Genomic DNA, 25,268 nt, shown 5'->3' with positions numbered 1-25,268 from the left:
CGGTTTCCGCCAAACTCCGACGCGACAAGCACGGGTGAAATACCGTAGTGTTAGCGCCGCGGGACTCAACGTAACCGTCGGGTTCCGCGGCGCAGACCTTTGGTGATGGGGATCACCAGGGGGATGGTGAATGGTGGGGTAAAAAGCGGGGCGGTACCCGGTCTCGGGCACCGCCCCGTCCGCTTGTGCGCGGCGCCCGCTCGCGGGGCGCCGCCGGAGCCTAGGCCAGGCCGACCTCGGACTCGAACGCGCCTTCCTCGATGCGCTCGCGGATGTCCTGCAGGAAGCGCGCGGCGTCGGCGCTGTCGATCAGCCGGTGGTCGTGGGTCAGGGCCATGTACATCATCGACCGCACCGCGATGACCTCGCCCAGCTCGGGGTCGTCGACCACCACCGGGCGCTTGACGACCGCGCCGGTGCTCAGGATGCCGACCTGCGGCTGGTTGATGATCGGGGTGGTGAACAGGGCGCCCACCTCACCGGTGTCGGCCAGCGTGAACGTGCCGCCGCTCAGCTCGTCGGGGCTGAGGCTGCCGGTGTGCGCGCGCTCGCTGAGGTCGGCGATCTTGCGGGCCAGCCCGCCCAGGTTGAGGTCGCCGGCGTCCTTGATCACCGGCACGAGCAGCCCGGGCTCGGTGTCGACCGAGATCCCCAGGTTCTCGATGCTGTGGTAGGTGACCTCGTAGCTGCTGCTGTCGATGACCGCGTTGAGCTTGGGGTGGGCCTTGAGCGACTCGACCGCGGCCAGCGCGATGAACGGGAAGAAGCCGAGCTCCACGCCTTCGCGCTGCTCGAACTCCGCGGCGGCGCGCTCGCGCAGCCGGGCGACGGTGGTGACGTCGACCTCGATCACCTGGGTGACCTCGGCCGAGATCCGCAGCGACTCGGCCATCTGGTCGGCGATGGTCTGGCGCAGCCGCGACATGGTCTCGGTCGTGCCGCGCAGCTGGGTGTCGGCGGCCGCCGGGCGGCGGGTGCGCGCGGGCGCCTGCGGTGCGGTGCCGCCGCCGGCGGGGGCCTCGCGGCGCTTGCGGGCGGCGTCCTGCACGTCCTGCTTGCGGATGCGGCCGCCGACACCGGTGCCCTGCACCGTGGAGAGGTCGACACCCTCCTCGGCGGCGAGCTTGCGCACCAGCGGCGTCACGTAGGCCTCGGTGACGGCGTCGGTACCCGCGGAGCGGCCGGTGCCGCTGACCGTCTCCACGTCCACCGGCGGGGTGACGTCCTCGCGGCTGGGGCGCTGCGCGGCCTCGGCAGGCGCGCCGCGCTGGGGCTCCGGGGCGGCCTGCGGCTCCGCCTCGGGCTCGGGCCGCGCAGCCGGCTGGGGAGCGGGCTCCGGCTCCGGCTCGGGCTCCGGCGCGGACTCCTCGGCCTGCGGCGCCGGGCTCTCCGCGGGGTCGGACGCGGGCTCCTCGGGCTCAGGGGCGGGGGGCTGCGCGGTGGCGCCGCCGCCCTGGCCGGACTCACCGGAGTCCTCGCCCTCCCCGCCGATGATCGCGATCTCCGCGCCGATCTCCACGGTCTCGTCCTCGGCGACGAGGATCTTGCTCAGCACCCCGGCCGCCGGGGAGGGGATCTCGGTGTCGACCTTGTCGGTCGAGACCTCCAGGAGGGGCTCGTCGACCTCGACGGTGTCGCCCTCCTGCTTCAGCCACTGGGTGACTGTGCCCTCGGTGACGCTTTCGCCCAGTGCGGGCATTGAAACGGAAGTCGGCATGGTTCCTCTTAAATGGACGTGCGGAACGCGGGGAAGAAAAAGGCGGGGCGAGCCCCAGCCCGCCCCGCGGTCGCCTCATTCGTGGACGTGCAGCGGCTTTCCGGCGAGTGCCAGGTGCGCTTCGCCCAGCGCCTCCGACTGCGTCGGGTGCGGGTGGACCAGCTGGGCCACCTCCGAGGGCAGGGCCTCCCAGTTGTAGATGAGCTGGCCCTCGGCGGTCAGCTCGCCCACGCGGGAGCCGATCATGTGGACGCCCAGCACGGGGCCGTCCTTCTGGGCGATGACCTTGACCGAGCCCTGCGTCTGCAGGATCTGGCTCTTGCCGTTGCCGCCGAGGTTGTAGTCCAGCTCGACGGTCTCGTACCCCTTCTCCTTGGCCTTGGCGGAGGTCAGGCCCACTGAGGCCACCTCGGGCTCGGAGTAGGTGATGCGGGGCACGCCGTCGTAGTCGATGGCCGGCGGGTTCAGCCCGGCGATCTGCTCGGCGACGTAGATGCCCTCGGCGAAGCCGACGTGGGCCAGCTGCAGGGTGGGGATGAGGTCGCCCACCGCGTAGATGCTGCCCACGCCGGTGTGCAGGTTCTCGTCGACCTGGACGAAGCCGCGCTCCAGCTGGACGCCGGCGTCCTCGAAGCCCAGGCCCTCCGAGACCGGCCCGCGGCCGATGGCCACCAGCAGGACGTCGGCCTCCAGGGGCTTGCCGCCGCCCTGGAGCGAGACGCTGACGCCGGAGTCGGTGGTCTTGACGCTCTCGAACGGGGTGCCCAGCTCGTACTTGATGCCGCGCTTGCGGAACGCGCGCTCCAGCTGCTTGGAGGTGGACTCGTCCTCCAGCGGAAGCAGGTGCGGCAGCGCCTCGACGATGGTGACCTCGGCGCCGTAGGAGCGGTAGACGCTGGCGAACTCGACGCCGATGACGCCGCCGCCCAGCACCACCACCGACTGGGGGACGCTCTGCATCTCCAGCGCCTGCTCGCTGGTGATGACCTTCTCGCCGTCGATGTCCAGGCCCAGGGTCTTGGGAACGGAACCGGTGGCCAGCAGGATGTTGGCGCCCTTGTAGACGGCGCCGCCGACGGTGACCTCGTCCGGCCCGGTGAGCCGGCCCTCGCCCTCGACCACGGTGATGCCGTGCGCCTTGATCAGGCCGGTCAGGCCGCGGTACATGCGGTTGACGACCTTGTCCTTGTAGGCGTTGACGCCCGGCATGTCGATGCCCTGGAAGTCGGCCTTGACGCCGAACGTCTCGCTGTCCCGCGCCGCGTCGGCGACCTCGGCCGAGTGCAGCAGCGCCTTCGTGGGGATGCAGCCGACGTGAAGGCAGGTGCCCCCGAGCTTGTTCTTCTCGATCAGGGCGACCTTCATGCCCAGCTCGGAGGCGCGGATGGCGGCGGCGTAGCCACCGCTGCCGGCTCCCAGGATCACCAGGTCGAAGGTGCCGCCGTTCTCACTCACGGGAAGGACACTCCTTGATGTGGATGTAAGTGTTCGTCTGGTTCGGACGAGTCCGCGCGGAGGGCGGTCCGGGTCCGCTACCCGGATGCCGCCGCTGTTCGCGTACTAGCTGCGGTCGCCGTGGTTCGGCTTCCGCGTCAGGTCCGGCGTGCGGAGCGGTTCTCCGCGATCCGCACCAGGGTCCGGGTGGCGGCGCCGGTACCGCCCTTGGGCGTGTAACCGAAGGGGCCGCCCTGGTTGAAGGCGGGGCCGGCGATGTCCAGGTGCGCCCAGGCCGTGCCGTCGGCGACGAACTCCTTGAGGAAGACGCCCGCACTGAGCATGCCCCCCCAGCGCTCGCCGGCGACGTTGGCGATGTCGGCCACGGAGGAGTCCAGCCCCTTGCGCAGCTCCGCGGGGAGCGGCATGGGCCAGGACTGCTCACCGGCTTCGGTGGCGGCGGCCACGACGTCCTCGCGCACACCGTCGTCGTTGGCCATGACGGCGAACACCCGCGTGCCCAGCGCGACCAGTTGGGCTCCGGTGAGGGTGGCCACGTCCACGATCAGGTCGGGGGAGTCCTCGTGGGCGCGCACCAGCGCGTCGGCCATAACCAGGCGTCCCTCGGCGTCGGTGTTGAGGACTTCGACTGTCGTGCCGCCGTAGATCGTCAGCACGTCGGAGGGCCGCTGTGCGCTGCCGCCGGGCATGTTCTCGGCGATGGCGAGGTAGGCCACGGCGTTGACGGCCGGGCCCAGCTGCGCGATGGCGCGCATGGCGCCCAGGACCGCCGCGGCGCCGCCCATGTCGGACTTCATCCAGTCCATCGCGGAGGCCGGCTTCAGCGAGAGGCCGCCGGAGTCGAAGGTGATGCCCTTGCCGACGAACGCCACGGTGCTGCTCGCCTCGGGGTGGGTGTACTCCAGGCGGACCAGGCGGGGCGGGTTGGCCGAGCCCTGGCCGACGCCGATCAGGCCGCCGTAGCCGCCCTCGGCCAGCGCGTGCTCGTCGAGGACCTCGACGGCCAGGCCGTTCTCGCGCGCCACCTGGGCGGCGATGTCCGCCAGGTCCTCGGGTACGAGGTCGGCGGGGGAGGTGTTCACCAGGTCGCGGCTGAGGCTGACGGCTCCGGCGAGGGTGCTCGCGCGCTCGGCGGCCTCCCGCGCGCCGGCGGCGGTGCTGGCGACCAGCAGCTCCGCGGCGGGGTCGCGGGTGTCCTCGCCGGTGCGGTACCGGGTGAAGGAGTAGTCGCCGAGCAGGGCGCCCAGCGCGGCCGAGTGCACCAGCTCGGGGGTGTCGGCGGGCAGAGCGAGGGCGATCCGGGTGTGCTTGGCCCCGCGCGACCGCAGCGCGGCTCCGGCGGCGCGGGCGACGGCGTCGGGGCCGGGCGCGCCGCCCGGCGGCGGGGCGCCGAGGCCGACGGCGATCACGACCGGAGCGGTCAGCGTGCCCTGGGTGGGGACGCTGTGCACCTCCTCGGCGGCACCGGTCGCTCCGAGCAGCGACAGCGTCTTGGCCAGGCCGCCGGGGAAGGCGGCGTCGACGCTGTCGGCGCCGGACGCGGGCTGGGGTCCGTCGTCCGACGGATGGTAACCGACCACCACCGCGTCGACGTCGAGCGAACCGGGGGATTCCGTAATTACTGACAACGACGTGCTCACGTCCCCGATGCTAGCCCTTGTGACGTGCCGCCGGGCACCGCGCCCGCGGCGTGGCCGCGCGCGTGCGCAGAACGCCGGAATGCGCCGCGGTCCTGGCGGCCGTATGCGGCGGCGGAGGCGAATGGTGGCGGACGGAGGCGGCGCCCGGGGCCGGGAGCGGCCGCGCGCCCCGCGGAGCGGAGACCGCGCCGTCGGCCCCGCTCACGCGGGCGTCGCCGCGATCCGGGCCCGGCGGCGGTTCGGGGTGCGGTGCGTGTGCGGTGCGCTTCGGCGGCACCGCGGCGTGCCGGAGGCGCACGCCGCGGCGTGCGCGCCGGGCGGGCGCCGCCGGTGCCGCCCCGGGCGGACGCGGCAGCGCGGCGGCTGTGAAGAGATGTGAGGATGGCAACACGTGCCACCCGCCGGTACGCCGAGGCGGGGAGGCGGGAGCGGCAGCCGGGCTCCGCCGCCGCGGGCTCAGGCGGCGGCAGCGGCCGTGACCAGCAGCGCGGCGGTCGTCGCGGTCTCGGACAGCGCCCCCAGGGTGTCGCCGGTTATGCCGCCGGTACGGCGCAGCGCGCGGGCGAGCAGCAGCGCGGCGGCGGCCGGGCCCGCCGCGGCGGCGAGGGCGCAGGAAAGCGCGAACGCGCCGCCGCCCGCGAGCCCCGCCAGCGCGGACACCGCCACGACCGCCCCGGTCGCCGCGGCCGCCGCCCAGTACGGAACGGTCCCCGACACGAACGCTCCCAGGCCCTCCGGGCGCGCCGAGGGTACGCGCGGGGTGCACGCCCAGGTGATCGCCAGCCGGCCGCTCGCAGCCGCGGCCACCAGCGCGGCGGCCGCGGCGGCGGGCGAGGAGTCGGCGACGGCTCCCAGCGCCGCCGTCTGTATCAACAGCACCAGCACCAGAGTGATGACGCCGAAGGGCCCGATGTCCGAGCGCCGCATGATCTCCAGGGCGCCCTCCGCCGGACGACCGCTGCCGAGCCCGTCGGCGAGATCGGCCAGGCCGTCCAGGTGCAGCCCGCGGGTCAGCAGTGCGAGCGAGCCCACCGCCAGGACGGCGGAGAGGAAGCCGGGCAGGCCGACCAGCAGCGCGGCCGCCAGCACGGCCGCGGCGGCGGTCCCCAGCGCCGCGCCCACCAGCGGCGCGAGGGCCATCGCCCAGCCCGCCACGGCGCGGTCCACCCGCGGAGCCGCGACCGGCACCGCGGTCAGTGTTCCGCCCGCCATGCGCAGCCCGTCGAGGCAGTCGCGCAGGGGGCCGCCGCGGGAGCCGCCCCCGGCGGGTTCCGCGCCGTCGGCTGGGGGCATCGCGTGTTTCCCTTTCGTCACTGGGCGGGACCCGCGGCCGCCGGAAGGGCCGGCGCGGCGGTGCGACCGGCGCCCTCCACGCGCCGCCGCGGCCTTCGTGCCGGGCCCGGTCCGGCGGGTGCCGCCGTCGCCGCGAAGGTAAGGGGCCGGGGAGGTAAGGAGCCGGGGAGTCCGCCGACCGCCGAGGATGCGGCGCGGACGGAACCCACCCTACGCAGCCGCTCGGCAAGGCGGCGATCCGCCGAGGGCGCCCGAGGGCGTGTTCGCCGTGTCCGTCGGCAGCGGGCGGGGTTCGTGTGCGCCTCGCACATGAGAGGGCGGTGCGCTGCTGCCGGGCTTGCTTCAGGGAGTCTGATCTTGCGGGGTGGGCGCCGTCGCGGCGCTGCGCGGGGGTGCCGCTTTCGCGGGGTTGGGGAGGGAGCGCCCTTTCCCTGGCGGGCTGCGCATCCCTGCACAGTGGGGGGCGGGGACTTCTGCTGCGAGCGGTCAGCCCGGACCGGTGCGGCACCAGCGTCAAAGGGGACTTCTGCCGCTTGCGGAGGGAAGGTCGCGAGGGCGTGCCGGGGTGCCGCTCGGCAGGGCGGCGATCCGCCGAGCGTGTCCTAGCGCAGCTCGACGACGCGTCCTGCTGCAGCGAGCACGACCTCCTCCGACTCCGCCGCCAGGAGCTGGTTGACCCGCCCCAGCCAGTCGCGGAACAGTCCGCCGCTCGCCGTCGCCGGCACCACGCCCGAGCCCACCTCGTTGGTCACCGCGACCAGGTAGGCCGGGCAGCGGCGCCAGGCCTCCACCAGCTCGTCGACGCGTGCGGCCAGCTCGTCCTCGGCGCCCGAGGGCGGCGGCTCCTGCCACAGCCCGCACGACTCCATCGCGCCGGCCAGCCAGGTGCCCACGCAGTCGAACAGGACGGCGCCCCGCGCCTCGCGCAGCGCGGCGGCCGCGTCCGGGGACTCCTCGGTCTTCCACCAGGAGGGCCGCCGTGCCCGGTGCAGCGCGACGCGGCGGGCCCACGCCCGGTCCCCCTCGTCGCCGTCGTCCTCCCCGCCGCCCGGCCGGGGGCCCGTGGCCAGGTAGGTGACCTCGGGCTCGCCCAGAAGGCGCGTCTCGGCCTCGGCCGACTTCCCCGACCGGGCACCCCCGGTGACCAGCACGCGGTGCGGGCCGTGGGCGCGCTCGGGCGGCCAGGCCGACGGGGGGCACCACTGCTCCTGGCCGTCGAACGGCGCCGAGGCGCCCCACAGCCGTGCGCGGCGGTCGAACTCCGCGGGGGAGTGCACCCGGTGGTCGCCGCCCACCGCGAGGACCGCCGTGGTCGTGGCGGCGACGCCCGCCCGGCGCAGGGCCCCGATCGCGGCGGGCGACGCACCGACGTCCACGATCGCCACGTCGACCTGGTGCGCGGGGGTACCGGGGGCGGAGGCGGCCTCGGCCGTCCAGCCCCCGGCGTCCTGCGGGTCGGGGCGCGGCGAGGGCGCGGGACCGTCGGCCGGCGCGTCCGGGCTGGCGAGCAGCAGTCGCCCGCCGCCGGGGCCCTCGACGCGTGTGCCGTAGGGGGTGACCTCGACCGTGTATCCGGACGGGGGAGCCGAGACCGGACCCGCGCCGGGTTCGCGCAGCGTCAGCGCGTCGTCGACGGTGACCCGCAGGGGGACGCGGCGGTTCTCCGCGGCGCGGTTGCACGATGCGCAGCGGCAGTGGGGTGCGGGCCAGCCTTCGGGGCCGGAAGTACCGGAAAGTCGGATTCGCACGTTGGCCAGTCAATTGCATCGGGGGCGGGGACGGCGGGGCGGGCCCGCGGCGCGCAGGGCGCACTGCGGCGACGCGCGCCGGGAGCGGTGGCGCTCCGCGGGCACAGCCTATGCTCGGAACCGTCTCCGGCGCCGGTACGGGCGCCGGCAGCGCGAGTCGGACATGAGAAAGGGCGGCCCATGGCCTGGAGCTGGCGGTACGAGACCGAGCACGGCAAGCCCCTGGAGGACGGGGCCCTGCCGCGCGAGCTGTTCTCCTCGCGCGGCGACGCCGAGAGCTGGCTGGGCGAGACCTGGCGCGAGCTGGTCGACGGGGGCGCCTCGCGGGTCACGCTGCTGGAGGACGAGCGCCCGGTGTACACGATGAGCCTGGACGACCCCGCCTGAGCGGAGCCCCCGCCGCGCGCCCGCCCGGAGGCGGCGCGCAGCGGGGCACGTCAGTCTGCGGCCCGCGGGCGGCGGCCCCTTCCGGCCCGGCCGGAAGGGGCCGGTTCGCTCAGGGCCGCTGGGGCGGGCTGACCGTGAGCGCGGGGTCGCGCTGGACGGCGTCGCCGAGGGCCTCGTCGATGCGGGCCATCAGGCTCTCGTCGAGGCGCACGCCCGCGGCCGCGGCGTTGTCGCCCACCTGCTCGGGCCGCGAAGCGCCGATGATCGCCGCCGAGACGTTGTCGTTCTGCAGCACCCAGGCCACCGCCAGCTGGGCCATGGTCAGCCCGGCCTCCTCGGCGAGGGGGACCAGGCGCTGGACGCGCTCCAGTACGTCGTCCTTCAGCACGCGGCTGATGAACCGCCCGCCGGTCTCGTCGGTCGCACGCGAGCCGGCCGGCGCCTCCTGGCCCGGCTTGTACTTGCCGGTGAGCACGCCCTGGGCGATGGGGGAGAACACGATCTGGCCCAGCCCGCCGCGCCGGCTGGCCGGAACCACCTCGGGCTCGATGACCCGGTGCAGCATGCTGTACTGCGGCTGGTTGGAGACGATCCGGTCCAGGCCCATCTCGTCGGCGAGCGTGAGCGCCCGCTCGATCTCCTCGGCCCGCCACTCCGAGACCCCGATGTAGCAGACCTTGCCCTGGCGCACCAGGTCGTCGAAGGCCCGCAGGGTCTCCTCCAGCGGGGTCGCGTAGTCGAAGCGGTGCGCCTGGTAGAGGTCCAGGTAGTCGGTGCCCAGCCGGCGGAGCGAGTCCTCGCAGCTGCGCACGATGTGCTTGCGGGAGAGGCCGCGGTCGTTCTTGCCCGGGCCCGTCGGCCAGAAGACCTTGGAGAGGATCTCCAGGCCGTCGCGGCGCTCGCCCTTCAGCGCCCGGCCCAGGACCTCCTCGGCGCGCCCCTGCGCGTAGGCGTCGGCGGTGTCGAAGGTCGTGATGCCCTCGTCCAGCGCCGCGCGCACGCACGCGGCGGCCCCTTCCTCCTCGATCTGGGAACCGTGGGTGATCCAGTTCCCATAGGCGATCTCGCTGATGACCAGACCGCTGTTGCCAAGATGCCGGAATTCCATGCCGAGCACCTTACGCCGGTGCGGGCGGGCGGCCCATCGGAAGGGTGGGCGTGCCGGGCCCGCGGCCGGTCAGCGCCTGGGGGCGGGAACGGGCTCGCCGGGCTTGACCCTGGGCTTGGGCAGGCGCAGCCGCCGGACCTGGAGCTGGCGCACCGCCGCGTACCAGCCCGCGCCGCGCACCGAGCCGTCGTCGGGGAACAGCTCGCGCGCCTGGCGCTTGACGCGGTTGGCGACGAAGACGCCCTCCACGATGATCGTGACCATCATGGCCGGCCACACCACGTAGGTCACCACGACCTGGAACTCGGGCAGCGGCAGGAACAGCAGCACGATGATGGCCAGCGAGAAGTACAGGAAGTACTCGCTGATGCTGCGCCGGGAGTCGACGACATCGCGCGCGTAGGCGCGCACCGGGCCGAGGTCCTGCGGGCGGAAGTTGCGCTCCTCGCCGGGAGGGGCCCCCTTCGCGCGCTTGACGCGCGGGACGTCGCGCGCCTGGCGCTCGCGCCAGGCGCGGTAGGCCTCCTTGCGGGTCTGGGGGGCGTTCACCGGCCGGTGCAGCGCGGGTGCGGATTCGCGGCGCTTGGGCGTTGGCGCGCCCTTCTTCGGGGTATATCCCTTAGGTTGGGTGGCCTCAGCAGTGGCAGGGCCGGACGCGGCCGGATCTTCGGATGCGGGAACGGAGCGACGTCGGAACACGTCTACCAGGGTAGCCGGTCCGAGCTTCATGGCGACCCTCCGCCCGAGAGCGTAGGGTTGGATGCAGCGCCCGCCGGGAACAGCCGATACACGGACCGAGAAGGGGACGGCCACGCCGATGAGCGTGTTTCAGCGACTTTCCATGATCTTCAAGTCCAAGGCCAACCGGGCCATGGACTCCGTCGAGGACCCGCGCGAAACCCTCGACTACTCTTACCAGAAGCAGCTCGAACTGCTGCAGAAGGTCCGGCGCGGCGTGGCAGACGTCGCCACCTCCCGCAAGCGGGTCGAGCTGCAGGTGCAGCAGCTGGAGCAGCAGTCGGGCAAGCTTGAGACCCAGAGCCGCCAGGCGTTGGAGCAGGGCCGCGAGGACCTCGCGCGCGAGGCACTGACCCGCCGGTCCGGCCTGCAGTCCCAGATCGACGGACTCCGCCAGCAGCACGAGCAGCTGCAGGGCGAGGAGCAGAAGCTGACCCTGGCCGCCCAGCGCCTGCAGGCCAAGGTCGACTCCTTCCGCACCCGCAAGGAGACCATCAAGGCCACCTACACCGCGGCCCAGGCCCAGACCCAGATCAGCGAGGCGTTCTCGGGCATCTCCGAGGAGATGGGCGACGTCGGCATGGCGGTGCAGCGCGCCGAGGACAAGACCGCCGAGATGCAGGCCCGCGCCGGCGCGGTCGACGAGCTCCTCGAATCGGGCGCCCTCGACGACGTCAGCGGCAGCTCCCGCGACGACATCCAGTCCGAGCTCGACCGCATGGCCAGCTCCAGCGGAGTCGAGCTGGAGCTGGAGCGGATGAAGCAGGAACTCGGCGGGGGCTCGGCCCCCGCGCCCCAGATCGAGGAGGGCGGCACCGCCTCCTCGGGCGGCACGGGCGGCGCCGGAGGCAGCACGGCCAACGGCAGCGGCACCAACGGCAGCAGTGCCAGCGGCGGCCAGACCCAGCCCTACCGCCAGGGGGAGGGAGCATGATCGTACGGATCATGGGGGAGGGGCAGCTCGACCTCACCGACGCAGACCTGGACCTGCTCAACCGCTTCGACCGCATCCTTGAGGAGGCCCTCGAGTCCGACAGCGAGGACACCTTCCGCCAGGCCCTGCACGACCTGCTGGAGCGGGTCCGCCAGGACGGCAAGCCGCTGCCGCCGGACTCCCTGGAGCCGTCGCAGTTCATCCTGCCGCACGCGGACGCCAGCATGGAGGAGGTCCGCGCCATGCTCGGTGACGAAGGACTCATCCCCGACCTCTCCTGACACCGGGAGCGCCTTTTCCCGGCCCGCCTCCCGGTCGGCTGCCCGCGATGGCCGCCGCGCGCCGCGCGGCGGCCATCGGCGTTTCCGGGCCTCGCCGGAGCGGGCCCCGGGCGTCCGCGCACCGGCGCCGCCCTCTCCCCGCCCAACGCGCGGCTGCGGCACTCCGGGTACGCCGTCGCCGCTGACTAGACTGCAGATGTCCGGTCGGATGAGCAGGGCCGTCGATCCGCGGCGCGCCTCCGGCCGGCGGACCCGGCCGCCGCCGGGACCGGACCGTGCAAGCGGACCGAGGAGCGCCGCCGTGGCTGGTTCGAAGTTCACGCCCGACCGCGGGCTGACCACCCGCATGGTCGCCACCATGTCCTTACTGGGCATCCTCTACGTGGCGTTCGTCATCGCGCTGTACCTGGTGGGCATGCCGCTGTGGCTGCTGGTCCTGGTGGTGCTCGGCTTCGCCGCCTTCCAGTACTTCGCCTCCGACAAGATCGCCGTGTTCTCCATGGGTGCGCGGGAGGTGTCGCCGGCCGAGGCGCCGGAGCTGCACGCCGTCGTCGACCGGCTGTGCGCGATGGCCGACATGCCCAAGCCCAAGGTCGCGATCGCACGCACCGACGTCCCCAACGCCTTCGCGACCGGCCACAACCAGAAGAACGCGGTCGTCTGCGCGACGACCGGCATCATGCGCCGCCTGGACACCGCCGAGCTGGAGGCCGTCCTCGCGCACGAGCTGAGCCACGTCGCCCACCGCGACGTGATGGTCATGACGATCGCCGGCTTCCTGGGCATCATCGCCGGGTTCCTCACCCAGATGGGCCTGCGCTTTGCCCTGTTCAGCGGCGGCGCCCGCAGCAACAACAACGGGCCCGCGCCGGCGGTCGTCGCCCTGCTGGTGGTGCTGGTCAGCGCCATCGTGTGGGTCCTGAGCTTCCTGCTGACACGGGTCCTCTCGCGCTACCGCGAGCTCTCCGCCGACCGCGCAGCCGCCTACCTGACCGGACGCCCCTCGTCGCTGGGCAGCGCACTGACCAAGATCAACGGGGACATGGCGCGCATCCCCACCAACGACCTGCGCCGGGCCGAGCCGTTCAACGCCTTCTTCTTCACCCCCGCGGTCTCCAAGAAGGGGTTCAGCCTCAGCCAGCTCTTCTCCACCCACCCGCCCATCGAGCAGCGCCTGTCCCAGCTCTCCGACATATCCCGGCAGCTGGGGACCGGGGCCTGAGCGCGCGGCGCCGCGGCGGCGCACGGCCGCCGGGGCGGGCGGAGCACCCACGGACAGCCGAACACGGGGAAGGACCCGACATGAGTTTCCTGCGCGCCCTGCTGGGCCGTTCCAAGCCCGCTCAGCCCGACCTCGACGCCCTGTTCGGCCTTCCCTCGGCCGCCATCACGCTGCAGGCGACCGCGGGCCTGCGGCCCACCGGCACCGGCTCGGTGGCCTTCCGCCCCGCCGAGGGGCAGGCCTTCAGCGAGCTGCAGCAGAGCGTCACCGACCTCCTCAACGCCGACGGCGGTCCCCGCATCGAGGCGACGGCCGACGAGTACGGCTACACCTGGCTGGTGATGGAGGCGCCGGACGAACCGGCCGATCCCGCGTCCGGCGGTATCAGCGAGCTGGTCACCGACATCCACGCCGTCAACTCCTCCCTGGAGACCCACGGCTACGGGCCCTCCCTGCTGTGCTCGCTCGTCACCTTCGCCGACGAGGGGGGCCGCCGGGTCGCGCTCGTCTACCTCTACAAGCGCGGCACCTTCTACCCGTTCGCACCCCTGGTCGGCCAGCGGCGGGACAACGCCCTGGAGCTGCAGGTGGAGGCCGCGGTGGGTGACGACCTCGCCGTCGAGCGGGACAAGGCCCGCTGGTTCCCCGTCTACGGAGCCCCCGGCCTGTAACCCGCCGCCCGGCGGCCGGGAGGGCGCACGTTCGGAAGCGGGCGGACCGGGGTGGCGGCGCCGTACGTACGGGCGGACACGCGCCGTGCGGAGCCGCGGAGCGGCGCTCACGTGCGCGCCCGCCGCTTGTGCGCGAACACGGCGGCCGGGTCGGCGTCGGCCACCACCAGGTCGACCACCTTCGCCGCCCCCAGGCGGTCCAGCACTGCGATGTGCCGCGTCGCGCCGGTCGACGTGGGGAAGGACGCAAGATTGTCCGTAGCGGTCACCGTGGTCCCGGCGATCGCGACACTGTAGCCGCGACCGCGCTTGAGCGCTATACCGCGTTTCCGTGCTTCGGTTGTGATCATTTCGAGGATTTCAAGTTCGCCCATGAATGCAGGCTGATGCCACAGTGACGGATCTACCAGAGATGCCACAGTTTCCTAGCGACAATGGGAATCCGTGGCAGCGTGTGGCGCGTCGGGGCATGATGGGGCCATGGTGGATGACGCGTGGATCCAATGGGGCGCTGAACTTGCACGACAGAGGTCTCTAGCTGGGAAGACGCAGCAAGAACTAGCGCGTTCCGCCCTGCTGAGCAGGCAGCAGATATCGGCACTCGAGAAAGGGGCGCGCAAGCCGAAAGCGGACCACGCGGACACGCTGGACAGTGCGCTTGCCACAGGTGGGATTCTTAGGAAGCTGTGGGGGCGGCTGACCGAGCACCAGGAGGTGCCCCCCGAATTCCGGGACGTATTGCAGGTCGAGGGCCGGGCAGCGGAGATTCGGGAGTATCAGCCCATCGTGATTCCCGGGCTGCTACAGACGCACGAGTACGCCCGCGCGATCCTCAGTACCAGCCACAGTCGGCGCTCCCCGGAGCAGGTGAACGAGGTGGCGCGTGTGCGCACCGAACGGCTCGGGAAGATCGCGCCGGGGCGCCCGCTGCTGTGGTTCGTGATCCGCAGTTCCGTTCTCGCCCGCGTGGTGGGTGGTACCGGGGTCATGGCCGCCCAGCTTCGCCACCTGGCTAGGCTGGCCCGAGACGGCGTGAGAGTCCAGGTACTGCCGGATGCGTCCGTGGATGCAGGGCTGTATCCGCCCTTCCGGGTAAGCGCCTTGCGTGACACGCAGTCGCTTGCCTACGTGGAGCACCCGTTAGGGGGGATGACCATCGGCGAACCCGAGAAGGTCTCGGAGTTGTGGACGATCTTCGCTGCCTTGCAGGCTGAGGCGATGTCACCGAGAGACAGTGTCCGCTTGATCAGAAATCTTCAAGGACGGTTGTAATGACCTCTGAATGGCACAAGAGCACCTACAGCGACTCGTCTGGGCATAACTGCGTCGAGGTCGCCGAGGGCATCGAGACACTCGTTCGCGACACGCAGAATCGCGAGCAAGGACACCTCTCATTCCCCTCAGACGAGTGGCACGCGTTCCTCGCGGGAATCGACGACCTTTAGGCGCCCAAGTCCCCCTTCGCCCTTCGGAAGACCCGGCGGTCGCGCATCCCGCCTCGCAAGCGCGATGAGGCGCACGGCACACTGGTGGGGTGCGCATCGTCATAGCCCCAGACAAGTTCGCCGGCACCCTCAGCGCCGTCGAGGCCGCCGAAGCCGTCGCCGAAGGGTGGCGCTCGGTCGACCCCGGCGCGCAGACCCGGCTGCTGCCGCTGTCCGACGGCGGCCCCGGCTTCGTCGAGGTCCTGCACACGGCCCTCGGCGGCACCCTGCACGAGGCGCAGGTCACCGGCCCGCTCGGCGCCCCCGTTCCCGCCCGCTACCTGGTGTCGGGTGCCACGGCCTACATCGAGAGCGCCCAGGCCTGCGGCCTGCACCTGGTACCCGGGGACCGGCGCGACCCGGGCCGCACCACCAGCCGCGGCGTGGGCGAGCTGATCGCCCGCGCGGTCGCCGACGGCGCGCGCAGCGTCGTCGTCGGGCTCGGCGGCAGCTCCACCAACGACGGCGGCGCCGGCATGCTCGCTGCGCTGGGCGCCGAACCCGCCGAAGCGCTCAGCTGCGGCGGCGCGGCGCTGGGGCGGCTTCCGGGCGCCGTCGGGCTCGACGCCGCGCGCGAGGCGGTGCACGGGGTCTCGCTCGTCGCCGCGACCGACGTCGACAACCCGCTGCTGGGCCTGCACGGCGCCAGCGCCGTCTTCGGTCCGCAGAAGGGCGCCGACGACGACCAGGTGCAGCGCCTCGACGCCGCGCTGGCCGCCTTCGCCGAGGCCACCGACCCCGGCGGGCTGCGCGACGCCCCCGGCGCGGGGGCGGCCGGCGGCCTGGGCTACGGCATGCTGCTGGTCGGCGGCGCCGTGGAGTCCGGTATCGCCCGCGTGCTGGGCGCGGTCGGCCTGGCCGAGGACGTCTCGGCGGCCGACCTCGTCATCACCGGCGAGGGTTCCTTCGACACCCAGTCGCTGCGCGGCAAGCTCCCGCACGGCGTCGCCCGGGCGGCCGCCGACCAGGGTGTGCCCTGCGTGGTCCTGGCCGGCGCGGTGGGCGTCGGGCGCCAGGAGGCCGCGGCCGCCGGCATCGCCGAGACCTACTCCCTGGTGGAGTCGGCGGGTTCGACCGAGGCCGCCATGAGCCGCTCCGCCGAGGAGCTGCGCAAGCTCGCCGCCGATGTGGCCCGGCGCTGGTCGGGCGCGCGCACCGGGGCGGCGGGCGCCGCCGGCGACTCGTCCGCCGAATAGGCCCGGTGGCGCCGCGCAGCGCCACCGGGCCTATTCGGCGCGTCAGCGCACGTCCGGGTACCCCGCGGGTCGTCCCCAGCACAGATCGCGAATATGGCGGCGGCCGGTATGAGCGCCTAGTCTGGACGGCAGCAGCATTGCGCGTCCCCGCCACGGGCAGGAATGCAACAGCGGCCGCGGGCGTTGACCTATCCGGGTCGACCAGTGCCAGTGGCGGCCGCCACGCTTTTACGGAGGAGCTAGCAGATGACGGTTCAGAGCGAGGCCCCCGCGCAGGGCATCATCCTGACGGAGACGGCGTCGAGCAAGGTCAAGAACCTCCTGGAGCAGGAGGGGCGCGACGACCTGCGGCTTCGTGTCGCTGTGCAGCCGGGCGGCTGCTCGGGGCTCCGCTACCAGCTGTTCTTCGACGAGCGCGAGCTCGACGGCGATGTCGTGCGCGACTTCTCCGGCGTCGAGGTCGTCACGGACCGGATGAGCGCCCCCTACCTCATGGGCGCCAAGATCGACTTCGTCGACACCATCGAGAAGCAGGGCTTCACGATCGACAACCCGAACGCCTCGGGTTCCTGCGCCTGCGGCGACTCCTTCAACTGAGGCGACCGCTCCCGCACGCCGGCGCCCCGATCCCGGGCGGCGGCGCGGTCGGGCATCGCCCGCAGACCAGCCGAGGGTCCGCACGCCCCGCCGGGGCGCGCGGACCCTCGTCGTTTCGCCGGGGCGCCCGCGCCGCCGCCGAACCCGCTGTAGCGGTGCGCCCGCACCGGGCGACGGCTCCCGCCGCCGCGCGGCGGGAATTCTTCTCCCGTAGGCGCAGGGCGGAACGGAAAGCGTGTGGCGGAACAATCCGGATTCGGATTCCCGGCTGCGCCCGCTGCGGCGCGGAATTCGCGGCGCCGGCGCGCACCGATCCTGCACAGACCGGAACCGGAGCGGATATCCTGCCTCTGACCTGCGACGGAGCGGTACCGTCGCAGGCGCCTTCAACGGGAGAATCCGGGATCGGTAGGCTTGAGGACCGTCCATTCTCCCCAATCCAAGGAGCCCTCTGCAGTGCGCATCGCGGTTACAGGATCGATTGCCTCCGACCATCTGATGACCTTCGAGGGACGGTTCTCCGAACAACTCATCGCCGATCAGCTCGAGCAGGTGTCGCTGTCGTTCCTGGTGGACGAGCTCGAGGTGCGGCGCGGCGGCTGCGCCCCCAACATCAGCTTCGCCATGGGGGTCCTGGGCCTGAGCCCCGTCCTCGTAGGCGCGGCAGGGGCCGACTTCGACGAGTACCGCTCCTGGCTGGAGCGCCACGGGGTGGACACCTCCGGCGTGCACATCTCCGAGCTGCGCCACACGGCGCGCTTCGTCTGCACCACGGACAAGGACCACAACCAGATCGCGTCGTTCTACCCCGGCGCGATGGCCGAGGCGAAGAACATCGAGCTCAAGCCGCTCTCCGACTCCGCCGGCGGCTTCGACCTGGTGCTGGTCAGCGCCAACGACCCCGGCGCCATGACCCGGCACAGCCAGGAGTGCCGGGACCGCGGCCTCGCGTTCGCCGCCGACCCCTCCCAGCAGCTGGCCTTCATGGACGGCCCGCAGGTGCGCGAGCTGATCGAGGGTGCCGACTACCTGTTCACCAACGAGTACGAGAAGGCCCTCTGCGAGCAGAAGACCGGCTGGAGCGAGGACGAGATCCTCGGCAAGGTCAGCACCCGCGTGACCACGCTGGGCGCCAAGGGCGTGCGCATCGACCGCCGCGGTGAGCCGCCGATCCAGGTCGGCCCCGCCGCGGTCTCCGACAAGGTCGACCCCACCGGTGTGGGCGACGCCTTCCGCGCCGGCTTCCTCGCGGGACTGTCCTGGGGACTGCCCCTGGAGCTGTCCGCCCAGGTCGGCAACGCCATCGCGGTGCACTGCCTGGCGGTCAACGGCCCGCAGGAGTACGAGCTGACCGCGGCGAGTCTGCTCGACAAGATCACCGAGTCCTACGGCGAGGACAGCGCGCGCGAGATCAAGCCGCACCTGGCCTGAGGTCTTGTGGCCGTACCCGCCCCGGCGCCGCGCAGCGGAGCCGCGACGGGTGCACCGGGCCTTCCCGGCGGCGGGTCGCGGGCGTCTCGGCCCGCTCGCGGTCCCGCCGGGGAGGCCCTTTTCGCGTGTCCGCCGGTCCGCCGCGCCCTCGGACCGCGCGGGTCAGCTCCGGCGGCGGGCCTCGTCCCGGGGGCAGCGGCGGCGGTGCCGTCCCTGGTCGGCGCCGTGCGCCGGTGCGGCGTCCCCGGCGAGGAAGTCGAACAGCGCGCGCTCCAGCTGGCACGCCTCCGTCGCGCGGGCGCTCCAGGGCACCCGCACCAGGGCCGCGTCGGCGCCGCCCGTGAGCTGCACCCACACCGTCGCGCCGCGGGCGTCCAGCTCCCACAGCCAGGCGGCTCCCCGCGGCGCTCGGGGCAGCCGGTGCACCGCGCGCGTCAGTTCGTCGCGGTAGCGGTCGTTGACCCGGGCGATGATCTCCTCGGCCGGCCCGGTGAGCGGGTCGGGGCGGGTCAGCGCGAACGCGGCGCCCTCGACCAGCCCGGCGGCGTCATAGGTGTGGTAGGCCACACGGCGCGGTGTCAGCCTGAGCAGCACCGGTGCGTCCGGCTCCGGGCGCCGCGCGGCGGTGGCGAGCAGCTCCTCGTCGGGGTGGCGCTCCCACACCGCGAGGGCCGCCGAGCGGCGGTCGCGGGCGGGGACCTCCTCCAGGCTGCCCTGGCACCACAGCCGAGCGCGTACAGTAGAGGTGCGACCCACGCGCCGAAGCGCGGACAGATCGACACCGGCCTCCGGGCCGCGGGCTGTCCGCCGCTCCTCCCGCACCGCCTCGTGCAGCGGGTGGTGCGCCGCGACCCACAGCAGGACGCGGCCGGCGCGATCGACCGCCCCGCGCACGCTGAAACGCGTGTCGGGATTGTCTGCCAACGTCGCCGCGGTGGGGGTCGCCGTGGCGGCAAGGGAGCGGACCCGTTCGGTCTCGGACGGGCTGGGCTGTCGCATGACACCTCCTAGACTTAGGCAAGCCTTACCTAGGACTCCCACTTTTCGCAAGTGACTCATAGACGGAGGACGTGAATGCGCTACACCGGACCTAAGGTGCGGTTGTCCCGGCGCGCGGGTACCCCGCTGACCCGTAAGGCGGTCAGCTACTTCGAGAAGCGGCCTTACCCCCCGGGTGAGCACGGCCGCCGAGTTCGGCGCTCCACCAGCGACTACGCGGTGCGCCAAGCGGAGAAGCAGAAGCTGCGCTGGTACTACGACCTGTCCGAGAAGCAGCTGGCCCGTGCCTACGAGACGGCCAAGAAGCGGCCCGGGCGTACCGGTGAGGAGCTGATCGCCGAGCTGGAGACGCGGCTCGTCTCGATCGTGCTCCGCTCCGGGCTCGCGCCGTCGGTCTACGCGGCGCGCCAGTACATCAACCACGGCCACATCACCGTGGACGGCAAGAAGGTCGACATCCCCTCGTACCAGGTCAAGGCCGGCCAGGTCATCAGTGTGCGGGAGAAGTCCCGCCAGATGGTGCCCTTCGTCGAGGCCGCCGAGGGCGTGCACGCCGACGACAAGACCGCCGGCTACCTCGCGGTCAGCCACAAGGACCTGCGCGTGGCGGTCATCGACCGCCCCAAGCGCGAGCAGGTGCCGGTGCCCTTCGACGAGCAGCTCGTCGTGGAGTACTACGCGCGCTAGCCCCAGCGCTTCGCGTGCCTGATGCGGGCCGCGCGCCTTGCCGGACCTCCGGAAGGGCGCGCGGCCCGCTTCGTGCCGGCGGCCGGGCCGCCGACACGCCCGCACCCGCCCGCCGCGGGCGGCCCGGCCGCCTGCGCGGGCTCAGTACATGCGCCGGATGTGGAACGCACTGCCCCGGGTCAGCGGCACCTCGCCCACGAACTCCTGCATCTTCATCCGGCACCAGGACGGGATGTCGGTGCGCGCCGCCGGGTCGTCGGCCGTCACGGCGATGACCGAGCCGATCGGCACCTCCCGGATCCGCCCGGCGAGCATGATGATGGGGATCGGGCACTTGCGCCCGACCGCCTCGACGGTCACCAACGGCTCCTCCGCCAACGGACCTCCTCTGGTGGTGGCTCGTACTCCATTCTTTACCCGAGCCGGGCACTAAACGGCACCCGGTTAAGAGGCCGGTAAATCCAGCGGTACTCTCGCCTTAGCCCGCTACCGACGGCCGGAACCGGATACTCCGGGCACCCGGCGGCCGAGGCCGGCGGGCCGGGTGAACACGCCGACTCCCCGGAGCGCCCGCATCCCCGTGCCACCGGGCGGTGGGGCGGGGCGGACGCGTGTGGCCGCGTCCCCCGCGCGGGCACGCTGCCAACACGCTGGTCAGGCATGCCCCTGATCGGGGGCCCGGGAAGATCGCGCTAGTGTTTCCCCCGAAAAGCTTTGGAATACGACCGCCCGCGCAACGTCCGCGGGCATCACCGCTGGGAAGGCAATCCGTGAGTCCGACCCGCCATAGGAATCGGCGCCCCGCGCTGCGCCGATGGGCACCGCGTGGCGCCGCGCTTGCCGCGCTGGGCCTGGCTGCGACCGGCTGCGCGTCGAACGAGTTCACTCGTTTGGGTGTGCCGGAGCCGATCACCGAACAGGGCCAGCGCGTCCTCACGCTCTGGCAGGGTTCATGGGTGGCGGCGTTCGCGGTCGGCATTCTCGTGTGGGGATTGATCGTCTGGTCGGTCATCTTCCACCGCAAGCGCTCCGAGCAGCTCCCGCCGCAGGTGCGCTACAACATGCCCATCGAGGCCCTCTACACCGTTCTGCCGATCGTGATCATCGCGGTGCTCTTCTACTTCACCGCGCGCGACCAGACGGCGCTGCTGTCCACCGAGGAGGCGCCCGACACCAACATCGAGGTCGTCGGCTTCCAGTGGAGCTGGCAGTTCAACTACCTGGAGCAGTCCAAGGCCGAGGCCGAGGAGCAGGGCAGCGAGCCGCAGACGCGGTTCTCCGTGGCCGGAACCCCCGAGCACAGGCCCACCCTGGTACTGCGCGAGGGCGACGTGGTCCACTTCGACCTCACCTCGCCCGACGTCATCCACTCGTTCTGGATCCCGGCCTTCGCGTTCAAGATGGACGTCATCCCGCACCAGGACAACGAGTTCCAGGTCAAGGTGAAGGAAGGCACCGCGGGCACCTACGCCGGCCGCTGCGCCGAGCTGTGCGGCGTCGACCACTCCCGGATGCTGTTCACCCTCAAGGTGATGGAGCCCGGCGACTACGACGCCTGGGTCGCCGAGCAGGAGGCCAAGGCTAAGCAGCAGCAGCTGGAGACGGCCGAGCAGCTGGAGTCGGGAGTCGAGAACCCCGGTACCGGGATCGACCTTCCCGGCCCCGAGGGCGAGGGCCCCGAGGACGAGGTCACCGACGAGGAGCCGGCGGCCGACGAACCGGCCCCGGCCGACGAGGCGAACGTGCCCGCCGCGGCCAGCGAGGAGGCAGGGCGCTGATGGCGACCGTGACGCAGACCCCCGAGGCGGCGGCTCCCGCCGGCACACGCAAAGGATCGATCCTGGTCAGCTGGGTGACCTCGACCGACCACAAGGTCATCGGGTACATGTACCTGATCACCTCGTTCGCGTTCTTCCTCCTCGCCGGTGTTATGGCGATGATCATCCGTGCCGAGCTGATGTGGCCCGGCATGCAGGTGGTCAGCCACGAGCAGTACAACCAGCTGTTCACCATGCACGGCACGATCATGCTGCTGCTGTTCGCGACCCCGCTGTTCGTCGGGTTCACCAACATCATCATGCCGCTGCAGATCGGTGCGCCCGATGTGGCGTTCCCGCGCATGAACCTGCTCGGGTACTACCTCTTCCTGTTCGGCGGCCTCATCGTGGTCGGCGGGTTCCTCACCCCCGGCGGCGCCGCCAGCTTCGGCTGGTTCGCCTACACGCCGCTGTCGGACGCGGTGCGCTCACCCGGGCTCGGCGGCGACCTGTGGATCATGGGCCTGGTCGTCAGCGGTCTGGGCACGATCCTGTCCGCCGTCAACTTCATCACCACCGGGCTGTGCATGCGCGCCCCCGGCATGACCATGTTCCGCATGCCGATCTTCACCTGGAACGGACTGCTGACCAGCGTGCTGGTGCTCATCGCCTTCCCGGTGCTGACGGCCGCGCTGGTCGCGCTGGGCGCAGACCGCATGGTCGGCACCCACGTGTTCGATCCCGAGCACGGCGGAGCCATCCTCTGGCAGCACCTCTTCTGGTTCTTCGGCCATCCGGAGGTCTACATCATCGCGCTGCCGTTCTTCGGCATCGCGACCGAGGTGCTCCCGGTGTTCAGCCGCAAACCGATCTTCGGCTACAAGAGCCTGGTGGCGGCCACCATCGCCATCACCGGCCTGTCGGTGACCGTGTGGGCCCACCACATGTTCCCCACCGGCGCGGTGCTGCTGCCGTTCTTCTCGTTCATGTCGTTCCTCATCGCGGTTCCCACCGGCGTGAAGTTCTTCAACTGGGTCGGCACGATGTGGCGCGGCCAACTCGTCTTCGCCACGCCGATGCTCTTCACCGTCGGCTTCCTGGTGACGTTCCTCTTCGGCGGGCTCACCGGTGTGCTGCTGGCGTCGCCGCCCATCGACTTCCACGTCACCGACTCCTACTTCGTGGTGGCCCACTTCCACTACGTCGTGTTCGGCACCGTGGTGTTCGCGATGTTCGCGGGCTTCTACTTCTGGTGGCCCAAGTTCACCGGGAAGATGCTCAACGAGGCCCTGGGCAAGATACACTTCTGGCTGCTGTTCTTCGGGTTCCACGGGACCTTCCTGGTGCAGCACTGGCTGGGCGCCGAGGGCTTCCCCCGCCGCTACGCCGACTACCTGCCCTCCGACGGGTTCACCGGCCTGAACATCATCTCCTCAGTCAGCTCGTTCGTGCTGGGCGCCTCCACTCTGGTGTTCTTCTGGAACATGTGGGTCACCCACCGCAACGCCGCCAAGGTCGAGGTGGACGACCCCTGGGAGTACGGCTGCTCGCTGGAGTGGGCGACCTCCTGCCCGCCGCCGCGGCACAACTTCACGTCGCTGCCGCGCATCCGCTCCGAGCGTCCGGCGTTCGACCTGCACCACCCGCACGCCGCCGCACCCGGTGTGGCGCCCGAACCCGCAACCGCGAAGTAGGGGAGCGAGCTCACCATGAAGATGCAGGCCTACCTGTTTATGGGCGTCTCGACCTTCTTCGGCCTGGTCGCCGCCATGTACGCGTACTGGTCCTGGGTGGCGCACGGCACGATCGAGTGGACCGGCACCGTCGCGCTCGTCGTGTCGATCTTCTTCGGCTGGATGATCGGCTTCTGGCTGTGGCAGTCGGCGCGGCGCAGCGAGCGGTACCACGGCCTGGCACCCGAGGAGCGCCTCGACGGCGACATCCCCGAGAACTCCGGCGAGTACGGGTTCTTCAGCCCGCACAGCTGGTGGCCGCTGTTCGTGGCGATGGCGGTGGCCTTCATGGCCGTCGGTGTGACCATCGGCTGGTGGATGGTGTTCATCGGCGCCCTCGCCGTGATCCTCACCGTCATCGGCTGGGTGTTCGAGTACTACCGCGGCGAGTTCAGCCACTAGCCACTAGCCACTAGCCACCGGACCCGGCCCGGCCGGGCGTCCGAGACTCCGGTCACCCCCGGTGGGCGGCGGTTTCCACCGAAACCGTCACCCGCCGGGGGTATTCTTTTTCCGGCGGCCGGCGTCTCCCGCCGGTACGTTGCCGGTTTCCCACCCCCCGCGGCCGCCTTCCCGTGGAACAGCGGAACTTTTCGGCATTGTTTGGCATCGGCCCTGTAGGGGCAGTGCCGAGCAAAGGCCGCCTTCAAGACTGGAGGTCGCAGGGTGAAGGGCAGATCACTCCCAACGGCGCTGCGCGGCACTGGAGTCGGACTGGCCGGGCTGGTCCTCGTCCTGGCGACGGCCTGCACCGGCGGCTCCGGCTCACCGACGGCCGCGGGCGAGGGCGAGACCGGCCCCGCCGTCGACGTGCGGATCTCGCCCAAGGACGGCGCGAGCGAGGTCGAGCCCGACGTCCCGGTGACCGTCGAGGCCGCCGACGCCAAGGTCACCGACGTCCGGATCGAGCAGACCGGCGGTGCGGCCGACGCCGCCGCCGAGGAGAGCGCGAGCCCCTCGCCGAGCGGCGAGTCCGGACTCGGCGAGGTCACCGGGTCGCTCAGCGAGGACGAGTCCACCTGGGTCAGCGACCGCAACCTCACGCCCGGCTCCGAGGTCACCGTGACCGCCACCGCCGAGAACAGCGACGGCGAGCAGACCGAGGTCGTCAGCGAGTTCCGCACCAAGCAGGCGGTCGAGGGCAAGCGCCTGGAGCTGCAGTCGAACTTCCCCACCAGCGGCCAGACCGTGGGCGTGGGCATGCCGGTGATCGTCAACTTCGACCTGCCCGTCGAGAACAAGGCGCAGGTCGAGAACTCCATGGAGGTCACCTCCGAGACCCCGGTCGACGGCGCGTGGAACTGGTTCGGCGACACCACCGCGGTCTTCCGCCCGCAGGAGTACTGGGAGCCCCACCAGAAGGTCACCGTCGACCTGCGCCTGGCCGGGGTCGAGGGCTCCGACGGCGTCTACGGCATCGAGAACCACCAGCTCAACTTCGAGGTCGGCCGCGAGCAGATCAGCACCATCGAGGACTCCCAGCACACCATGACCGTCGAGCGCGACGGCGAGTCCATCAAGACGTTCCCCATCAGCAACGGCCGCGGCGACATCCGCAAGTACACGACCACCAGCGGAGTCCACCTCACCATGGAGAAGTACGACCACCTGGTCATGGACTCCTCGACGACGGGCATCCCGGTCGACAGCCCCGAGGGCTACAAGCTCGACGTCGACTACGCGGTCCGCTTCTCCAACAGCGGCGAGTTCACCCACGCCGCTCCGTGGAACGGGCGGCTCGGCGAGTCCAACGAGAGCCACGGCTGCACGAACATGAGCAACGCCGACGCCAAGTGGTTCTACGAGCAGTCGCTGATGGGCGACCCGCTCATCATCAACGGCACCGACCGCGAGCTCGAGGTCGACAACGGGTGGGGCTACTGGCAGCGCTCCTGGGACGAGTGGCTGGCCAACAGCGCCACCGGCGAGCCCGACACCACCGACGGCGAAGGCACGCCGGGCGACGTGCACGGCGAGGACGCCTGAGGAGCCGCTGACCGGGCGCTCCGGGCGGGCTGCACACTCCCGCCCGACCAAAGCGCCGGTACCGGCCACGGGGCCGCGGAGTCGCACTCCGCGGCCCCAACGCGTGTCGGCCTCCCCCATTTGCCCGGCGCGGCCCCCGAGCCCCGCAGGGGGCGGCTCAGCGCGGCTCAGGCGGCTCCCGGCGCCCCGCTTCTCCCTCAGCCG

At 72.1% G+C, this 25,268-nt stretch carries 25 protein-coding genes; 15 read left to right on the top strand and 10 right to left on the bottom strand.

Features of this window, described 5'->3' with window-relative positions:
* Window positions 1-220: 220 nt before the first annotated feature.
* From sucB to ABD284_RS00355, 5 genes are all read right to left on the bottom strand, one after another.
* Window positions 221-1,717, bottom strand: coding sequence for a 2-oxoglutarate dehydrogenase, E2 component, dihydrolipoamide succinyltransferase (sucB, locus tag ABD284_RS00375; protein ID WP_386699102.1), 1,497 nt, complete (start codon window positions 1,715-1,717; stop codon window positions 221-223).
* A 75-nt stretch (window positions 1,718-1,792) separates the two neighbouring features.
* Window positions 1,793-3,172 carry a dihydrolipoyl dehydrogenase gene (gene lpdA / locus ABD284_RS00370; protein WP_344139518.1) on the bottom strand — a complete coding sequence of 460 codons (1,380 nt, stop codon included), beginning with the start codon at window positions 3,170-3,172 and terminating at the stop codon, window positions 1,793-1,795.
* A gap of 137 nt (window positions 3,173-3,309) precedes the next feature.
* Window positions 3,310-4,812, bottom strand: coding sequence for a leucyl aminopeptidase (locus ABD284_RS00365; protein WP_344139515.1), 1,503 nt, complete (start codon window positions 4,810-4,812; stop codon window positions 3,310-3,312).
* A 456-nt stretch (window positions 4,813-5,268) separates the two neighbouring features.
* Window positions 5,269-6,105, bottom strand: a complete 837-nt coding sequence (locus ABD284_RS00360) for an adenosylcobinamide-GDP ribazoletransferase (RefSeq protein ID WP_344139512.1) — start codon at window positions 6,103-6,105, stop codon at window positions 5,269-5,271.
* Window positions 6,106-6,707: 602 nt separating this feature from the next.
* Window positions 6,708-7,751 carry a bifunctional adenosylcobinamide kinase/adenosylcobinamide-phosphate guanylyltransferase gene (locus ABD284_RS00355; RefSeq protein ID WP_344140746.1) on the bottom strand — a complete coding sequence of 348 codons (1,044 nt, stop codon included), beginning with the start codon at window positions 7,749-7,751 and terminating at the stop codon, window positions 6,708-6,710.
* 282 nt (window positions 7,752-8,033) lie between these two features.
* Here ABD284_RS00355 and ABD284_RS00350 point away from each other — a divergent pair, with 282 nt between their 5' ends.
* The gene (locus ABD284_RS00350) at window positions 8,034-8,240 is read left to right on the top strand and encodes a hypothetical protein (RefSeq protein WP_344139509.1); all 207 of its coding nucleotides are present in this window, start codon (window positions 8,034-8,036) and stop codon (window positions 8,238-8,240) included.
* Between the two features lie 109 nt (window positions 8,241-8,349).
* Here ABD284_RS00350 and ABD284_RS00345 read toward each other — a convergent pair whose 3' ends face one another.
* The gene (locus ABD284_RS00345) at window positions 8,350-9,348 is read right to left on the bottom strand and encodes an aldo/keto reductase family protein (protein ID WP_344139506.1); all 999 of its coding nucleotides are present in this window, start codon (window positions 9,346-9,348) and stop codon (window positions 8,350-8,352) included.
* Window positions 9,349-9,417: 69 nt separating this feature from the next.
* Window positions 9,418-9,897 (bottom strand): DUF3043 domain-containing protein, encoded by a 480-nt coding sequence (locus ABD284_RS00340; protein ID WP_344139503.1) that lies wholly within the window; start codon window positions 9,895-9,897, stop codon window positions 9,418-9,420.
* A 268-nt stretch (window positions 9,898-10,165) separates the two neighbouring features.
* Between ABD284_RS00340 and ABD284_RS00335 the strand changes: the two genes are divergently transcribed.
* The 4 genes from ABD284_RS00335 (at window position 10,166) to pspAB (ending at window position 13,194) form a co-directional block, all read left to right on the top strand.
* Window positions 10,166-11,020: a PspA/IM30 family protein gene (locus ABD284_RS00335; protein ID WP_344139500.1), complete on the top strand. Its 855-nt coding sequence runs from the start codon at window positions 10,166-10,168 to the stop codon at window positions 11,018-11,020.
* On the top strand, window positions 11,017-11,301 hold the full coding sequence (gene pspAA, locus ABD284_RS00330; protein ID WP_344139497.1) for a PspA-associated protein PspAA: 285 nt from the start codon (window positions 11,017-11,019) through the stop codon (window positions 11,299-11,301). The genes ABD284_RS00335 and pspAA overlap by 4 nt, the downstream gene beginning before the upstream one ends.
* Window positions 11,302-11,602: 301 nt before the next feature.
* Window positions 11,603-12,523, top strand: coding sequence for a zinc metalloprotease HtpX (gene htpX, locus ABD284_RS00325; protein ID WP_344139494.1), 921 nt, complete (start codon window positions 11,603-11,605; stop codon window positions 12,521-12,523).
* An 80-nt stretch (window positions 12,524-12,603) separates the two neighbouring features.
* Window positions 12,604-13,194: a PspA-associated protein PspAB gene (gene pspAB, locus ABD284_RS00320; protein WP_344139491.1), complete on the top strand. Its 591-nt coding sequence runs from the start codon at window positions 12,604-12,606 to the stop codon at window positions 13,192-13,194.
* 107 nt (window positions 13,195-13,301) lie between these two features.
* Here the strand turns inward: pspAB and ABD284_RS00315 are convergent, their stop codons facing one another.
* Window positions 13,302-13,568: a hypothetical protein gene (locus ABD284_RS00315; RefSeq protein WP_344139488.1), complete on the bottom strand. Its 267-nt coding sequence runs from the start codon at window positions 13,566-13,568 to the stop codon at window positions 13,302-13,304.
* A 106-nt stretch (window positions 13,569-13,674) separates the two neighbouring features.
* Between ABD284_RS00315 and ABD284_RS00310 the strand changes: the two genes are divergently transcribed.
* From ABD284_RS00310 to ABD284_RS00290, 5 genes are all read left to right on the top strand, one after another.
* The gene (locus ABD284_RS00310; protein WP_344139485.1) at window positions 13,675-14,466 is read left to right on the top strand and encodes a helix-turn-helix domain-containing protein; all 792 of its coding nucleotides are present in this window, start codon (window positions 13,675-13,677) and stop codon (window positions 14,464-14,466) included.
* Entirely contained in the window at window positions 14,466-14,639 is a 174-nt protein-coding gene (locus ABD284_RS00305; RefSeq protein ID WP_344139482.1) for a DUF397 domain-containing protein, read from the top strand. The genes ABD284_RS00310 and ABD284_RS00305 overlap by 1 nt, the downstream gene beginning before the upstream one ends.
* 89 nt (window positions 14,640-14,728) lie before the next feature.
* Window positions 14,729-15,874, top strand: a complete 1,146-nt coding sequence (locus ABD284_RS00300; RefSeq protein ID WP_344139479.1) for a glycerate kinase family protein — start codon at window positions 14,729-14,731, stop codon at window positions 15,872-15,874.
* Window positions 15,875-16,120: 246 nt separating this feature from the next.
* Window positions 16,121-16,471 carry a HesB/IscA family protein gene (locus tag ABD284_RS00295; protein WP_344139476.1) on the top strand — a complete coding sequence of 117 codons (351 nt, stop codon included), beginning with the start codon at window positions 16,121-16,123 and terminating at the stop codon, window positions 16,469-16,471.
* Between the two features lie 456 nt (window positions 16,472-16,927).
* Window positions 16,928-17,902 (top strand): carbohydrate kinase family protein, encoded by a 975-nt coding sequence (locus ABD284_RS00290; RefSeq protein WP_344139473.1) that lies wholly within the window; start codon window positions 16,928-16,930, stop codon window positions 17,900-17,902.
* Window positions 17,903-18,064: 162 nt separating this feature from the next.
* On the opposite strand, the gene ABD284_RS00285 is transcribed toward ABD284_RS00290, so the two are convergent.
* Window positions 18,065-18,901, bottom strand: coding sequence for a DUF2470 domain-containing protein (locus ABD284_RS00285; RefSeq protein WP_344139470.1), 837 nt, complete (start codon window positions 18,899-18,901; stop codon window positions 18,065-18,067).
* A gap of 75 nt (window positions 18,902-18,976) precedes the next feature.
* Here ABD284_RS00285 and rpsD point away from each other — a divergent pair, with 75 nt between their 5' ends.
* Window positions 18,977-19,588, top strand: a complete 612-nt coding sequence (gene rpsD / locus ABD284_RS00280) for a 30S ribosomal protein S4 (RefSeq protein ID WP_344139465.1) — start codon at window positions 18,977-18,979, stop codon at window positions 19,586-19,588.
* Window positions 19,589-19,729: 141 nt separating this feature from the next.
* On the opposite strand, the gene ABD284_RS00275 is transcribed toward rpsD, so the two are convergent.
* Complete coding sequence (locus ABD284_RS00275; RefSeq protein ID WP_344139462.1) at window positions 19,730-19,966, bottom strand: sulfurtransferase TusA family protein; 237 nt, start codon at window positions 19,964-19,966, stop codon at window positions 19,730-19,732.
* A 392-nt stretch (window positions 19,967-20,358) separates the two neighbouring features.
* Here ABD284_RS00275 and ctaC point away from each other — a divergent pair, with 392 nt between their 5' ends.
* The 4 genes from ctaC (at window position 20,359) to ABD284_RS00255 (ending at window position 25,064) form a co-directional block, all read left to right on the top strand.
* Window positions 20,359-21,366 carry an aa3-type cytochrome oxidase subunit II gene (gene ctaC, locus ABD284_RS00270; RefSeq protein WP_465269420.1) on the top strand — a complete coding sequence of 336 codons (1,008 nt, stop codon included), beginning with the start codon at window positions 20,359-20,361 and terminating at the stop codon, window positions 21,364-21,366.
* Window positions 21,366-23,039 (top strand): aa3-type cytochrome oxidase subunit I, encoded by a 1,674-nt coding sequence (gene ctaD / locus ABD284_RS00265; protein WP_344139456.1) that lies wholly within the window; start codon window positions 21,366-21,368, stop codon window positions 23,037-23,039. The genes ctaC and ctaD overlap by 1 nt, the downstream gene beginning before the upstream one ends.
* Before the next feature lie 15 nt (window positions 23,040-23,054).
* A complete protein-coding gene (locus ABD284_RS00260; RefSeq protein WP_344139453.1) occupies window positions 23,055-23,480 on the top strand; it encodes a cytochrome c oxidase subunit 4 in 426 nt (141 codons plus the stop codon).
* 264 nt (window positions 23,481-23,744) lie between these two features.
* Entirely contained in the window at window positions 23,745-25,064 is a 1,320-nt protein-coding gene (locus ABD284_RS00255) for a L,D-transpeptidase (protein WP_344139450.1), read from the top strand.
* The last annotated feature ends 204 nt before the right edge of the window (window positions 25,065-25,268 follow it).

This window comes from Streptomonospora arabica (genome assembly GCF_039531585.1).
GTDB classification, from domain to species: Bacteria; Actinomycetota; Actinomycetes; order Streptosporangiales; family Streptosporangiaceae; genus Streptomonospora; species Streptomonospora halophila.
The sequence above is the reverse complement of the archived record's forward strand: the minus strand, read 5'-3'. Positions and strand labels throughout refer to the sequence as shown.

What these genes read in the sequence shown, in the direction of transcription:
- sucB (WP_386699102.1), bottom strand. Translation starts at nt 1,717, where the DNA reads ATGCCGACTTCCGTTTCAATGCCCGCACTGGGCGAAAGCGTCACCGAG.
- ABD284_RS00360 (WP_344139512.1), bottom strand. Translation starts at nt 6,105, where the DNA reads ATGCCCCCAGCCGACGGCGCGGAACCCGCCGGGGGCGGCTCCCGCGGC.
- ABD284_RS00350 (WP_344139509.1), top strand. Translation starts at nt 8,034, where the DNA reads ATGGCCTGGAGCTGGCGGTACGAGACCGAGCACGGCAAGCCCCTGGAG.
- ABD284_RS00345 (WP_344139506.1), bottom strand. Translation starts at nt 9,348, where the DNA reads ATGGAATTCCGGCATCTTGGCAACAGCGGTCTGGTCATCAGCGAGATC.
- ABD284_RS00335 (WP_344139500.1), top strand. Translation starts at nt 10,166, where the DNA reads ATGAGCGTGTTTCAGCGACTTTCCATGATCTTCAAGTCCAAGGCCAAC.
- pspAA (WP_344139497.1), top strand. Translation starts at nt 11,017, where the DNA reads ATGATCGTACGGATCATGGGGGAGGGGCAGCTCGACCTCACCGACGCA.
- pspAB (WP_344139491.1), top strand. Translation starts at nt 12,604, where the DNA reads ATGAGTTTCCTGCGCGCCCTGCTGGGCCGTTCCAAGCCCGCTCAGCCC.
- ABD284_RS00315 (WP_344139488.1), bottom strand. Translation starts at nt 13,568, where the DNA reads ATGGGCGAACTTGAAATCCTCGAAATGATCACAACCGAAGCACGGAAA.
- ABD284_RS00310 (WP_344139485.1), top strand. Translation starts at nt 13,675, where the DNA reads ATGGTGGATGACGCGTGGATCCAATGGGGCGCTGAACTTGCACGACAG.
- ABD284_RS00305 (WP_344139482.1), top strand. Translation starts at nt 14,466, where the DNA reads ATGACCTCTGAATGGCACAAGAGCACCTACAGCGACTCGTCTGGGCAT.
- ABD284_RS00295 (WP_344139476.1), top strand. Translation starts at nt 16,121, where the DNA reads ATGACGGTTCAGAGCGAGGCCCCCGCGCAGGGCATCATCCTGACGGAG.
- ABD284_RS00285 (WP_344139470.1), bottom strand. Translation starts at nt 18,901, where the DNA reads ATGCGACAGCCCAGCCCGTCCGAGACCGAACGGGTCCGCTCCCTTGCC.
- rpsD (WP_344139465.1), top strand. Translation starts at nt 18,977, where the DNA reads ATGCGCTACACCGGACCTAAGGTGCGGTTGTCCCGGCGCGCGGGTACC.
- ctaD (WP_344139456.1), top strand. Translation starts at nt 21,366, where the DNA reads ATGGCGACCGTGACGCAGACCCCCGAGGCGGCGGCTCCCGCCGGCACA.
- ABD284_RS00260 (WP_344139453.1), top strand. Translation starts at nt 23,055, where the DNA reads ATGAAGATGCAGGCCTACCTGTTTATGGGCGTCTCGACCTTCTTCGGC.